Below are 14,764 nucleotides of genomic sequence, written 5' to 3'. Positions count from 1 at the left end.
GTCAAAAAAAGTGCATTAAAAAACTCAAAAAGAATTTCTTTTTGAGTTTTTCTAAGTTATTCAGCGCTTAGTGCCGCCATCGTAATATAGTTATATGGTTGATTGAAATGTGGCAAGAAAAAGATATCTAATAGTTTCAATTTATCGATCGTTACTTTTTCCTCGATCGCCAACGAGAACATATGAATACCCATTGAGATATCTTCATAAGAGGCCATCTGCGCACCTAAAATACGTCGAGAGCTTTCTTCATAAACAATCCGAATTTTTACTTTATTATTTTCTTTCATAAATCCTGGTTTTTGCAAGTCTTCGAATTCTGTATATTTTACCTTAAAACCTGCTTTTTCTGCTGCTTGAACAGTTAAACCGGTAGAAACCATATGATAGCCAAAAATTGAAATCCCATTTGAACCTTGAACACCAATCGATTCTAATGGCGTACCACCGATATTATGTCCTGCTACGATTCCTGAACGAACAGCGTTAGTCGCCAATGCAATATAAGTTGTCTCTTGTAACGCATTAGAATAAATAGTTGAACAGTCACCCACTGCATAAACATCTGGATCACTCGTTTGTTGATGGAGATCTACTAGATAGGCACCATTATTAAACAAGTCTAAATGTTCTTTTCCTAAATTATTATTGGGAACAAAACCAATGGCATTGATAACCAAATCCACAGGATACTCTCCTTGGTCTGTGACAATCGCTGCAACTTTTTCTTGACCAAGATATTCTTTAGCCAATTCATTATAATGCAATTCGATCCCGTTTTCGCTTAACACACGATCCATGTCTTGAGTAAACCACGTATCATAGTAATTTGGTAGACAACGTTCCGCCGCATCGAATAGCAAAACATTTTTTCCTCGACGTTTTGCGGCTTCAGCTATTTCAACACCGATGTAACCAGCGCCGATAACAGCCACATTTTTAACATCCGCTTGTCCAATAACGTTATCAACCGCTTGTCCATCTTGAAATAATTTCAAAAATTCAACATTTTTTAAATCTTTTCCTGGAATATTTGGTGCAATCGGTTTCGAACCTGTTGCTAAAATCAATTTGTCATAGCTTTCATCGAACGTTCCTTCTGGATTTTCGCAGTGAATAATTTTTTGAGTAAAATCAATGGATTTGACAGTAGTCCCCATATAGATTTTGGCTCCTTTTTCTTCAAAGGCTTCTTTATTTGTATAGAATAAGTTTTCATAAGAATCAATTTGTCTTCCTACCCAAAGAGCGGTACCACAACCTAAATAACTTAAATTAGTATTTTTATCAATCATTACAATTTCTTGATCTGAATAATTATCTAATAAGGTATTTGCTGCGGCGATGCCTGCATGATTGGTACCGATAATAACTGTTTTGGTCATATAAAAAACTCCCTTGTGATTTATTTAACTTACGAATTCATTATACACAGTTGATAGATTATATTCATTATCTTTTGATAATTTTTTTTGTATTAAAATGATTTTTCTCTATCAAATTACTATCAAGTATAAGAAATACTCAAAATGTAACTTTGCAAACCTTTACAAAAATTACTTAAATAATAAAAAACTCTGCTAATAAGCAGAGTTTTTTTATTCTGGTTGTTTTCCGATAGAGGCTAAAATCCCGCCATCCACATAAAGAATTTGTCCATTTACAAAATCCGATGCTGACGATGCTAAAAATACTGCTGGTCCAGCTAAATCACTTGTCTCACCCCAACGACCAGCAGGTGTTTTTGAAACAATAAATTGATCAAAAGGATGCCTAGAACCGTCCTGTTGTCTTTCTCTTAACGGTGCAGTCTGTGGCGTTGCAATATATCCGGGACCAATACCGTTACATTGGATGTTAGCTGAACCAAATTCTGAACAAATATTTTTTGTTAGCATCTTCAAGCCGCCTTTTGCTGCAGCATAACTTGCGACGGTTTCCCTTCCCAATTCACTCATCATCGAACAAATATTGATGATTTTACCTTGACCTTTCTCAATCATGCTTGGTAAAACAGCTTTAGAAACAATGAAGGGCCCGGTCAAATCTACATCCACCACCTTTCTAAAATCCTCTGCAGACATATCTAACATTGGAATCCGCTTAATAATCCCGGCATTATTGACCAGTATATCGATCGTACCAACTTCTGACTCGATTTGATTGATCATTTTTTTGACCGCATTTTCATCTGTAACATCACAAACATAACCGTGTGTCTTTATTCCAGCTTTTTGATAGCTAGCAAGCCCTTGATCCACCGACGATTGCTTGGAACTATTAAATACAATTGTCGCACCAGCTTTCGCAAGTGCTTGCGCAATTTCAAAACCAATTCCATAAATCGCGCCCGTAATCAAAGCGACTTTACCATCTAATTGAAACATGTCCATCTTAAAATCCATTTTTATCGACTCCATTCCTTATCTAGTATAATCTATTTTAATTACTGGCACAGTTAAAACCAAATGATTGAGCGAGTTAATTTTAACGTTTTGATAGGATTATTTTTTGATTTTACATTATTTTATTTGCGATATTTTTAGTTCTTTGATTTATGGATGCCTCATTTACAAACTTTCATGCTTTTGGGTTAAGTTTTATTGATAAACTAATAAATATATCGTCATAATGCTGCTATATCAATTATTTTCCCCTGTTTAAGTTTGACCTTCCTTCTGAAAACCGATAAACTATTTAAGAAACATTAAAAAAAATATTAGGAGAATATACATGTCTCATTTACAAAGAATCACCGATTTTATTAAAACGAGGATGGGCTTTTTTAGCCTCCTGCTTGTCCTCCTATGGATAAAAAATATGTTTGCTTATCTAGTAGACTTTCATCTAAGCCTCCAAGGTCCGATGCAACTTTTTATTTTACTGATCAATCCAATTAGCGTTTCAATGCTTTTATTATCGATTGGCTTATTCATCCATAGACCAAAAGCTGCCTATACAACCCTTTTTATCCTCTATGCTACCTTGGCAATTTGGCTGTTTTCAAATGCTGTTTATTATCGTGAATTTACCGATTTCATCACGATCAATACTTTATTAGGCGCAGGCCAAGTTTCAACTGGTTTAGGAGAAAGTGCTGTACGCTTATTTCGTTGGTATGATATTTTTTATATTATCGATTTAATTGTCCTACCAGTCCTTTTAATAAAACGAGTCCTACCAATTGATCAAAGACAGCCACGTTTTCGACAAGCAACGGCTGTTACCGCCTTATCTTTGCTAATTGGTAGCGGCGATTTATTTTTAGCCGAAGTCGATCGCTCTGGTCTGTTGAGTCGGCAATTTTCACGTGAATTTTTAGTTAAATACTTAGGTGTCAATGCGTTTACTATCTATGATAGCTATCAAACGTATCAAAACAATCAAATCCGAGCTGAAGCAAGTCCAACAGATTTAAAAGAAGTCGAACATTATGTCAAAAATCATTACGCAGAACCGAATGATTCGATGTTTGGTATCGCCAAAGGAAAAAATGTTGTTTACATTCATTTAGAAAGCTTCCAACAATTTTTGATCGATTATCAGTTGACCGATGAGAATGGGGAAAAACATACGGTTACTCCGTTTTTAAATAGTTTGTATCATGGAGAAAGCACTTATAGTTTTGATAACTTTTTCCATCAAGTCAAAGCTGGTAAAACTTCCGATGCCGAAACCTTAATGGAGAATTCATTATTTGGTTTGAATCAAGGGGCTTTATTTACTCAAATGGGGGATAAAAATACTTTTGAAGCTGCACCAAATATCCTGCAGCAAAAAGCTGGTTACACGTCAGCTGTCTTTCATGGTCACTCTGCATCCTTCTGGAACCGAGAAAAAACCTATAAGCATTTAGGATTTGACTACTTTTTTGACTCTTCTTATTATGACGTCAATGATGAGAATTCATTCCAATATGGGATGCACGACAAGCCTTTCTTAAATCAATCGGTCCAATACTTAGAACATCTACAACAGCCTTTTTATGCAAAAATGATCACTGTATCCAATCACTATCCTTATTCACGCTTTAAAAACGATGAAGACGGATTTCCATTAGCGAATACAAAAGATGAAACAATCAACGGTTATTTTGCTACGGCTAATTATTTAGATACTGCATTAAAAGAGTTTTTTGATTATATGAAAGCTAGCGGTCTATATGATAATTCCATTTTTGTATTATACGGCGATCATTATGGTATCTCGAATACAAGAAATAAAGAATTGGCTCCGTTATTAGGCAAAGATTCTTCTAGTTGGACAGACTATGACAATGCTCAATTGCAACGAGTGCCGTTCATGATCCATATTCCTGGTGTAACGACTGGTGGAATCAATCATACCTATGGTGGGCAAGTCGATGCGCTTCCTACTCTGCTTCATCTGTTAGGAGTCGATTCTAAAAACTATCTGCAATTAGGACAAGATTTATTTTCTGATGAGCATAAACAAGTGGTCGCCTTTAGAGATGGGGATTTTGTGACTCCGGAATATACCTTCTACGGCGGCAAAATGTATAATAACCAAACGGGAACTGTGATCGCTGATCCTACTCCAGAACAAGAAAAATTATTTACGCAACTAAACCAAGATGTCGATGAGCAATTGATTACTTCCGATAAAATCAACAATGGTGATTTATTGCGTTTTTATCAAGACAGTGGATTAGCTCCCATCGACCCAGCGACCTTTGACTATCATAATCAGCTTGAACGTTTAGAAGCAATCGAAAAACAAAAAGGTTCTCATTCAACTAGTCTATATAGTGAAAATAATCAACAGTCGACTGTTGGATTGTATAAAACTAAGACTTATCAACAATATAACTAATGAATAATAGCAAAAATCCTCCAGTCGAAAAACTGGAGGATTTTTTTAATTTTGTTTCCTTAGCATAGCTTCTTTTCTCAATTTATGTTGCGCCTTTTTCGACCCTCGTTGCAAATCATGAAGTTCTTTTCGCGTTTCGAAAGTGACAAACAAGTTTTCCACTTCGTAATCAGTCGGATAAAGATCCGCTGCTCGATATTCTAATTTGATTCGTCGTTTCGATACTTCAATCAATTCATTATCCAGATAAACAGAAATGTTCTCCGTGAATGGCACTTCTTGATAAACAAGCGCCGACTTTTGCTGTTCTAATAAGAAAACCTTGTCTCCTTTGGAATAAGACTCTACTATACCAGAAACTTTATTCTGTATTGTTTTTGTTTTAAATGTTTTCTTCTCTAGTTGATAATTTCGATCAGAAAAATACATTTGGGCCTTTTCAATAATTTTATCCGAGATCGCCATCTTTTTAGCAATCCATAAAGCATTACTTTCTCCTGATTGACCGATTAGCAATCGGTATTTTGGTGTGAGCTGTTCTGCATCAAAATCCATTGCTGCCGTAATAAAATCAGGATGGTTTTCTGTAAAACGTTTAATCTCACCATAATGGGTCGTGGTAATTAAAATGCTCCCTTTTTGATAACATTCTTCCATGATGGCAATCGCTAGAGCGGCACCTTCATTTGGTTCTGTTCCACTTCCCAGTTCATCCAATAGGATTAAACTATTTTTACCTATTTGGCTCAAAATACGAGAAATATTATACATGTGACCAGAAAAAGTACTCAAAGCATTTTCAATACTTTGATCGTCGCCGATATCAACAAAGATTTGATCAAAAAGAGCAATCTCGGTTCCTACTTGCGCTGGGATTTGTAAGCCAATCATAGTCATTAAAGTCATTAAAGCGACTGTTTTTAAAACGACCGTCTTTCCACCGGCATTTAGACCAGTGATGGTTAATCCGCGATAATTTCCACCAATTGTTACATCTAGCGGTACCGCCTGTTCAATCAAAGGATGGGTCGCAGCGATCAAATGAAGGTAGCCGTCACAATTTATTTTCGGTGTGATTCCTTTTAATTCTCGGCTGAATTTTCCACGAGCAAAAATATAATCGAATTCAGCAATGATCTCAATATTTTGTTGAATGACTGGTAAAACTTCGGCCAATAATCCCGTCAAGGTTGCTAAAATTTGGTAAGCTTCCGCTTCTTCGACCATTTTAAGATAGGCTAATTGCTCATTTAAGCGACTAACATTACTAGGCTCCATATAAGCCGTAGTCCCTTTATTAGAAAGTTCAATAACGGTCCCTTTAACTTGTTTTTTATACGCCGATTTAATCGGAACCGTGAAAAGATTATTGCGCTTAGTAATGATTGCCTCTTGCATCTTTTCTTTATTTTGACGAATGAATTTTTTTAGCAACTCTTGAATTTTATCTTGTGTTTCAGCGATATCACGGCGCGCTCGGCGTAATTCTCGACTGGCACTGTCAACGATTCCTCCATTGCGTATAACTTGATAGATCTCTGTCTCAATCTCACTAAAGTCAGTTAGGCCTTGAGCATAGCGATGTAACACTGGAGCAACTGCTTGATTTTTTGCGAAAAATTGACGAATCAAGCGAAAACTGCGTAAAAAATCAGCATATTCAAGCAATTCCTGTGGTGTTAGGACAAATCCCTTGCCCAATTGATTCGTAAGATGTTCGATACTTTGTAAGCCCATAAAAGGGACATGAAGATTACTATCAAGTAGTTGTTTTGCTTCAGTCGTCTCAGTTAATCTTTTTTCGACAACTGAAATTTTTGACTGGGGCTGTGTATTTTCAATCCGCTGCTTTCCGAAACTACTGATAGCATAGCTACTTAATTGTCTTTTGATTTCATTAAATTGGGTTTTTGTAAATGTTTCGTTATTCATGGTCTCTTCCTTTCAAAATGAAAAGATTCCTATCGAGGCCTGGGAACTTAACAAGAAATAGATTGCTAAAAATAAATAGAAAAAAGCTGTGAAGACTCCTCTTCACAGCTTTTATTGCTTAGCTTTGATAGGTATCTAATTTGGCATGCGAAATAAGCCTGACTAAACAGTTCTTTTTCGCTATTAAGTTACTCCAAATTAAATACTTACACTCACAACGACACCTCATAATTTTTGTTAAGTTTCCTTATGAATAGTCTAACTTGACACAAAACATTTGTCAAATTTATTAAAAATATTACGCAATCGCGACCGGTGCCGGTTTACTACCATCATTGATGAAATACACTTGATACCAAGTCAAAAAAGTATAGATCGTCCAAATTTTACGACGACCGTCAGCTGTACCAGCATAGTTGTCATCTAATAATTTAACGATTTTTTCTTGGTCAAAGAATTCTGAGACAAAATCTTGTGTAAAGATGTCGCGAACGATTTGGTAATATTTTTCTTCGCGTAACCAGTCTTTGATCGGAACTGGGAAACCTAATTTTTCACGGTTATACCATTCTTCTGGCAAGTGACGGGCAGCCGCTTGACGGAAGGCATATTTGGTATTTTCAGCATTGATCAAATATTTTGTTGGAACAACTTCAGAAACTTTCATCAACTCTTTGTCTAAGAGAGGGACACGGACTTCCAACGAGCTTGCCATTGATAGTTTATCAGCTTTCAATAAAATATCTTTAGGCATCCATTGGTGCATATCTAAGTATTGCATTTTTTTGATTTCTGACATGTCTTGAACTTTATCGTAATGCTTTGTGACGATATCTTTGATTGATGGGCTTTGTTTGAATTCCGGTTGCAAGTAATCGACTGCTTCATCTTCTTCGAATACTTTAGCTTGTCCGATAAAGAATTCTTCTGCTGGTGCAACTGAAGTATACAAATGTAAAGCACCTTTAAAGGTTTTTCCTTTCAGTCCTTTAGCAATTGAATAACGCATACCTTTAGGTAATTTTTTTAGCCCTTCAGCAACTACTTTAACGGCTTTTGATTTTGTGTGCATCCCGTATTCAGAATAACCAGCAAATAACTCATCTGCACCTTCACCACTTAAAGCTACACGAACATCACGACTAGCAAGTTCAGCTAAGAAGTATAATGGTACACATGAAGGATTTGAATCTGGTTCATCCAAATGGTATTGGATCAATGGGAAATATTCAAATGCTTCGTCGCCTGTAACGACGCGTGAAGTATTATTCAAATCGATCAAATCAGCTAATTTTTTAGCTTCGATGGATTCATTATAAGACTTGTCGCCAAATCCGATCGAGTATGAATGTTCTGGCCGTAAAACAGCTGTCACATAACTTGAATCAACGCCTGACGATAAGAAAGAACCTACTTCAACATCTGCGATTCGATGTGCTTCAATGGATTCGACAACTGTTTTGTCGATCAAATCAACCGTTTCATCTAATGTCATCGTTGTTTCTTGTTCTTTGACATCCCAATACTGTTGGATATCTAATTGACCATCTTTATAAATGAAGTAATGGCCTTCTTTGATGCGATAAACATTTTTGAAGAATGTTTCGTCTAAAGCAGAATATTGGAAGGTCATATATGGTTTTAAAGCTTCCTTATTCAATTCTTTAACAAAGTTTGGATGTTGTAAGAAACTTTTGATTTCCGATCCATACATAAAGGTACCGTTCATCATAGCATAATATAACGGCTTGATTCCAAAGTGATCACGAGCACCGAACAATTCTTGTTTTTCAGTATCCCAAATTACGAAAGCAAACATTCCACGAATTTTTTGTAGCAATTCTACACCGTATTCTTCGTAACCATGTAGCAATACTTCTGTATCTGCATGAGTCGTAAAGATATGACCTTTAGCGATCAAATCTTCACGGATGCTTTGATAATTATAGATTTCACCGTTAAAAGTGATAATCTTTGTTTCATCTTCATTTTTAATTGGTTGTGTACCGCCTTCAAGGTCGATAATACTTAAACGACGAAAACCTAGTGCAGCACCTTCATCAATAAATTGTCCCGCGCTGTTTGGTCCACGGTGGACAATCGTATCCATCATATCTTTAACGATTTTTTCTTTTTGCGTTGTATTTGAACGATCAATAAATCCTACAATTCCACACACAATCTCTACCCTCTTTCAAACATGGTAATCTGATACTCTTTCATATCAACTTTCAAAGTATATCATAGGATTTACGGACTTTCACGAGTGAACGTAATTTCCTAGAAAAAAAGCCATAAAATTTAATTTTTCCTCAAATACCTAAAAAAAGCAAGAGCCAAGAAACGAAAAACATGTCTCTTGCTCTTGCTTTTAATCTGTGATTGTTAATGGGACTAAAAATGGATAGCTACCGAAGAACTCAATCAATGATTTGTTCTTTCGATCAGTATTCATAGTTAGCTTGCAAGTCTGACTTGCATCGTCTTGAGCGATCGTCACGGTTTGTTGACCATCTAACGCAACTAAATAATGTTCATCCCCGATTTTTTTGAAATCATATTTTTCATGATCCATTGTAGTAATAAATATTCGATCTAGTACATCGATAGGTACTTTATGCGGGATCGTTACAGACATATCCAACGGTTTGCTGTTATCCAATAGATTTTCATCGAATTCAAAGCCTAATGCTTTCATGTGGCTGATCACATCATTCATCTCACGACTGAACATTGAATTTTGGCCACTTGTATAAATATGATTACTGTAACAATCTTTTAATAAAGTCAAGACAGCATCATCAAAGACTTTTACCTTCATTGATTCAGGATAAACTTCCATCAATTTAATTTTTTCATTGCGGAATTTTCCATCAGATGTTGGCATCATAAAACTAAACCCGATTTCATTCTTATCCATCAAACGGTAAGAAAGATTGAAATACTTACTTTCCCATGTTGAAAAATCATTGGTTGACAACTGTAGTCCATGGCCTTCTAGCGGTTTAATTAATTCAAAGGTGAAGAATTCTAACAAGGCCCCTTTAGCAATAGCCGAGGCTTGCTTTTCTTTAGTAACAAAGATTTGATTGAAGTAGTCTAATAAAGCTAAGAAATCTGATTCCATCAGTAACTTGCGGAATTTAAGATCTGCGAGTTCTTTTTCCGCATCATCAATCAGTTCTAATAAATCTTGGTAGCTTTGTTGGCGGTTATCATAATAAGTCAGGGATGTTTCACTGACCGATTTTTCTTGATCGGAAGGTTTCACTTGATCACTCTTTTCTTCTAAAGCTGGATCTTCAGGATGTAGAGTTTCTTTTTCACGAATATGCAAGGCTGGATCTTCATCAGAATTGACTAATGTATCATAAATTTGATTGAATTTATTTTTTTCATCTGCCATCTATTTTGCCCCCTTATTCAAAAAATCCTCAATAAACCGATCAAGGGCAACATCCATTTCTACCAACCCACCAAAACGTTTATTGATCAACCGTAATTCTTTCAAAGCGATTGCTTGTTCTAATGCTAGTGCTGCAATTTTATTAGCTAGTTCGATTTTTTGTGATTTGCCAGACATTTGATCACCAACAAACGGCGTCCATTGACTTCGTTGTTGCTTCAAATCTTTGATGACTTGATCGATTTCTTCGATCTCATCTTCGATCTTCTTGCGATTCATAAAAGTCTTTGTTTCTTCTAATTCTGCTTTTTGTTTTTCTTGTTGCGAAATCTTTTCATTCAATCCACGGAGCTCCGATTGAGCAGCAATTGATTTTGCATCAAAGTCATCTTGCTGGTTTTGTAACTCAGCCATCTCTGCTTTGTATTTACCTGATGCTGCTTTTTCCCATTGCTCACGGATTAAGGGAAAGATTTTGATCGCAGGTTGTGTCGCGTCAACTTGAAGGACCGTCCGATCTCGATAATAACTACCGATTTGGTAATCCATTAAGACAGGTGAAATGACTTCACGCATGATCATAAATGGGAATGTCCGTTGAATTTCTTGATCTAATTTACTAGTCAAAAAATTATCGATCTCATGGTTCTCATTACTCGACTGTTGAATGGACATGGGCAATTCATTCCAATAAATTCGATAGACATCGCCCATTCGTTCCTCGTCCATTGCTTCTTCTAATCGTTTAAGTTGGCCCATCAAACCACCTAGCACACCTGAAGCAGATTCTTTTACAGAATTAAACGATGTATCGTTTTGAAGTTCTTCCTGTTTTTCTGGAGTCTCCATCTAAGACCCTCCTTTATTTTTTGATTGAATTCTATCATAAATATTACCATAATTATTATTTCTGCTAAATCGTACGATAACTGCATTTGAATTAAATTCACTCTTTCATTTTACCCTAGCAGCGCCTGATTGATAAGCAATAACTGCTAAAGATAATAAAAAAAGATTGTGTCCTTCGAAAAAATGACACAATCTTTTTAATTAGTTTGTTAATCCACTAAAGAATCCTTTGATTTGCTGCCATAAATTTGCGAAAAAACCTTGATTATTCTCAAGTGTTCCTTTAAGCGAGTCGCCAAAACTACCTAATTGATCGGATAATTTATTGACGGTACCTTTGAAATCATCGCTGATTTTGTCTAATTGAGCAATTGACTCTTTGTCTAATACGCCATCAGTTGTTTGATATTTCTCCGCTAAAGAGACCAGTTTGTTCACGTCGTCTGTCGTGACATAGTCAGAGAGATTATTTTTAGCTAATGCATCATTGACGATTTTTTCAACATCCGCCTTAGTAGCTAGTTCCCCTTGTTTTTCTTTTAAGTCAGCTAACTCTTTTTTGATATCGACTAAGGTTTGATTCAATTGTGCTTTATAAGCTTCATCGGCTTTTTCTTTTTCGCTATCAGTTAAATTTTGATTATCATTTTGTTCATTGGCTTTGTTCACTACTGATTGAGAAACATCCGAAGTCGTATCTAATTCTGTCTGTGCAAGCTGAGCACGTTCTGGATCGACTGTTTCACCGTTTGCTTCAAAAGCTTTATAAACACCTGTTAAAGCACTCTCACCTGTTACCTTGACAACACTCGCTACTTTGACTGTAGCATCGGTGATCCCTGCTGTCACTAACGGATTTTTATATTGATCTGCTGTGATTTGAGTAATATTTTCCGGTGTTAAGATTTTTACATTGATTCCTTTGCCTTGATCCTCGCGGTTCACAACGACTGAACTCAACATGACGCTATCATCGCCACTTCCATAACCTAAATACTTCACTAAATCTGCACCAGTCGCTTGCTCCGTTTTTACATTGTCTTGCGTCACACCTAATTTATTCATCGTTTCCGATAATTGTGTTTGGTTCAAGCCTGCTCCTGCCACAAATGTTGGTTTCCCCCAACGTTCATTGATCGCACCGTCATCAGAAGAAGAAGAAGCTGCATGGGCGATTGTTTGACTGATCAAGCCTGCTCCTAACGATAGGCCTAATCCTGCCAATAAAATATATTTATGAAGTTTCATTACTATTCCCTCCTGTTTTTCCATACCCTTATTTTAGCTCACTTCATGATTTTTATGCCTTTGAACCCTCTTTTTTATAAAAATATTTACGATGCTAAGAATCTCTTAATGAATTTTTCAGTCTTAAGATGGAGGTAAGTTCATGATAATTATGCATACTCTACTTTTAGACCTCCGCGCTAAAAAGGACTTCTCAACCAAAGTAAGCTGAGAAGTCCTTTTCATTATTTTTCTTTTGTAGTGAAATGAATCTTATCTTGGTCATCACGTTCCAAATAAGTCGTTTCTTTTAAATAGCTGAAGTGCAATTCTTTAATTGAAGCATCTTCTAACATTTTTTCATACCCTTCAAAAATTGCACGGATATATTGTTTGTATGCTTGTTTTTTTCGTTGTCGTTTGTTCATAAGACACCGTCCTTCTTGGATATCTTACCAAGCATTAGCTTCTCAGACAAGTATTTTATTGATAAGTCTGATGCAAATACGTCAATAAATCCTTTGAAAGCTCAGTAGCAGACGTTCCTTCTGCTTTGTTTTCTAAAAATTCAACGACTGAATAATTTTGTTTATCTGAATCAAAGGCATATAAGAAGCTATTCTCTTGTCCTTTTTCATCTTGTTTTTGTTTGATTTCTGCTGTCCCAGTTTTGGCAGCTAGCAGGATATTTAGGGCAGCTAAACTATGTGCAGTCCCATTCTCATCGCTTACGACTGCTTGCATATCGCTTGTGATGGTAGCTGCTGAACTCGCTTTGATCACATCTTTTTTCGTTTTCGTTTCTTTGTCTGCAATCAATTTTGGATAAACCAAGGTTCCATTATTAGGAAAAACGGAATAAGTCGTAATCTGTTGGATTGGATTTAATAATAATTGTCCTTGTCCATACCCAGTGTCGGCTAAAGAAATCTCCGAACTAAAACTGTCTTTACTTGATATTTGTGCAGTATCCATTGAGATCGGTAAATCTAAATCCTCACCAAAGATAAATTTATTCAATCCTGCGCGGAACGTTTTCTCACCCATCTTCAACGTTTCTTGTGCCATATAAATATTATCGGAATAAACTAAAGCCGTCTTTAAATTAACGGGACTAACGTCAGAAACACGCGTCACTTGATACGATCCCCAAGAAGTGTCTTTCTGCCATTTTAATCCATTAATCGTTAATTCTTCGTCTGGATTCAATGTTCCAGCATCAATTCCGATTGCAGCTGTTACTGGTTTAAAAGTTGACCCTGGTGCATAGCCTGTTGCAAAACGACTCATGAATGGTTGGTTCGCATCGTTACTATACGCATCATAATCGGTTTGGCTGATACCATTGGTCATTTTATTAGGATCAAAACTTGGTGAGCTAGCAGCTACTAATAATTCCCCTGTCTTAGGAGCCATGACGACACTTGAACCGGCTTTTCCACCTAGACTATTATAGGCGATTTGCTGGGCACGACTATCGATCGTCAATTTAACTGTTTCGCCATCTTTTTTCTCAATTTTTTGTAAAACTTTTTTCTCGTTTCCCTTACTGTCAGTGATCGCTAATGAGCCACCGCCTGTGCCTCGCAATTGTTTATCTAAAGCTCGTTCTAACCCACTACGACCAATCACACTATCCGTAGAAAGATCCGCATTCTTTTTAATATCATCAGCAGTTACTTTACCTACATACCCGATCAATTGAGCTGCTGCTTCTTTCAATGGGTAGGTCCGCCCAGTTGTTGTTTGGACTTCTAATCCTTCTGGCGTTTCCGTCGGCGCTTCAGCAGTTGTTTTTAGGGGAACAAAGAAATCTTCTTGAACCCAACTTTGGGATAACGCAGATTCAACGTCTGTATCTGCTAAAGCTAAACTTTTAGCAATAGCCGCAATTTTGGTCGTGCGATCCGTACCGCTACCCAAATTTTTAGGGATTACGCCTAATTGATAGACCGTACCATTCGTGGCTAGGCCTTCACCATTACGATCGACGATTTCACCTCGCGTTGCCGCATCGACTTGGTAATTGATTTTATCTTTTCCTGACATCCCGGGAAAGATCAAATTTGGTTTCCAATTGATTTGTTTACCGTCAGCGGACAATGTACCTGCATACTTCTGATTTTTTAATTGTCCAAAACCGGTATTGAACGATAACTCATAGGAAAAGTGATTCGCCCCATTTTTCTTTTCGACCTTTAGATTTTTCATTTTGATATTTGATGCACTAATGCCTGAAAAAATCGACTGGTACTTCTCAGCAACTTCCGCCTTCGTATAACCCACTTTTTTGACAGCATCGCTAGACAATTGTTTCTTTGTATCCGAATACTTCTTTTTTTGCAGATTTTTTACAAATGTCGTAACTGTTGCTTCACCGGTTTTTGCTAATTGGCGTGCTTGGTAATAACGAACACCAAAAAAGCCTACAATCAACAAGACGATGATTATTCCTATAATGATTGGCAGTTTCTTATTTTGTTTCTTTGTACGTGTACTTCTCTCCATGAGAGTTCC

At 36.5% G+C, this 14,764-nt stretch carries 10 protein-coding genes; 1 reads left to right on the top strand and 9 read right to left on the bottom strand.

What is annotated here, in order from left to right:
• Positions 1 to 56: 56 nt before the first annotated feature.
• Both nox and RV04_RS02465 read right to left on the bottom strand, forming a co-directional pair.
• A complete protein-coding gene (nox, locus tag RV04_RS02470) occupies positions 57 to 1,385 on the bottom strand; it encodes a H2O-forming NADH oxidase (protein WP_071856890.1) in 1,329 nt (442 codons plus the stop codon).
• 213 nt (positions 1,386 to 1,598) lie between these two features.
• Positions 1,599 to 2,405, bottom strand: a complete 807-nt coding sequence (locus RV04_RS02465) for a gluconate 5-dehydrogenase (RefSeq protein WP_071856889.1) — start codon at positions 2,403 to 2,405, stop codon at positions 1,599 to 1,601.
• Positions 2,406 to 2,733: 328 nt separating this feature from the next.
• On the opposite strand from RV04_RS02465, the gene RV04_RS02460 reads away from it, so the two are divergent.
• Positions 2,734 to 4,833 (top strand): LTA synthase family protein, encoded by a 2,100-nt coding sequence (locus RV04_RS02460; RefSeq protein WP_071856888.1) that lies wholly within the window; start codon positions 2,734 to 2,736, stop codon positions 4,831 to 4,833.
• 45 nt (positions 4,834 to 4,878) lie between these two features.
• Here RV04_RS02460 and RV04_RS02455 read toward each other — a convergent pair whose 3' ends face one another.
• The 7 genes from RV04_RS02455 to pbp4 form a co-directional block, all read right to left on the bottom strand.
• Positions 4,879 to 6,765, bottom strand: a complete 1,887-nt coding sequence (locus RV04_RS02455; protein WP_071856887.1) for an endonuclease MutS2 — start codon at positions 6,763 to 6,765, stop codon at positions 4,879 to 4,881.
• A gap of 298 nt (positions 6,766 to 7,063) precedes the next feature.
• Positions 7,064 to 8,944: an asparagine synthase (glutamine-hydrolyzing) gene (asnB, locus tag RV04_RS02450; protein WP_071856886.1), complete on the bottom strand. Its 1,881-nt coding sequence runs from the start codon at positions 8,942 to 8,944 to the stop codon at positions 7,064 to 7,066.
• A gap of 192 nt (positions 8,945 to 9,136) precedes the next feature.
• On the bottom strand, positions 9,137 to 10,171 hold the full coding sequence (locus tag RV04_RS02445) for a hypothetical protein (RefSeq protein ID WP_071856885.1): 1,035 nt from the start codon (positions 10,169 to 10,171) through the stop codon (positions 9,137 to 9,139).
• The gene (locus tag RV04_RS02440) at positions 10,172 to 11,020 is read right to left on the bottom strand and encodes a hypothetical protein (protein WP_071856884.1); all 849 of its coding nucleotides are present in this window, start codon (positions 11,018 to 11,020) and stop codon (positions 10,172 to 10,174) included.
• A gap of 201 nt (positions 11,021 to 11,221) precedes the next feature.
• Positions 11,222 to 12,268, bottom strand: a complete 1,047-nt coding sequence (locus RV04_RS02435) for a DUF1002 domain-containing protein (protein ID WP_084405495.1) — start codon at positions 12,266 to 12,268, stop codon at positions 11,222 to 11,224.
• Positions 12,269 to 12,492: 224 nt separating this feature from the next.
• Positions 12,493 to 12,675, bottom strand: coding sequence for a hypothetical protein (locus RV04_RS02430; RefSeq protein ID WP_071856883.1), 183 nt, complete (start codon positions 12,673 to 12,675; stop codon positions 12,493 to 12,495).
• A 55-nt stretch (positions 12,676 to 12,730) separates the two neighbouring features.
• Positions 12,731 to 14,755, bottom strand: coding sequence for a penicillin-binding protein PBP4(5) (gene pbp4 / locus RV04_RS02425; RefSeq protein ID WP_071856882.1), 2,025 nt, complete (start codon positions 14,753 to 14,755; stop codon positions 12,731 to 12,733).
• Positions 14,756 to 14,764: the final 9 nt, after the last annotated feature.

Source organism: Enterococcus hermanniensis, from assembly GCF_001885945.1.
Lineage (GTDB): Bacteria > Bacillota > Bacilli > Lactobacillales > Enterococcaceae > Enterococcus_A > Enterococcus_A hermanniensis.
This window is presented reverse-complemented; position numbering and strand designations above follow the sequence as displayed.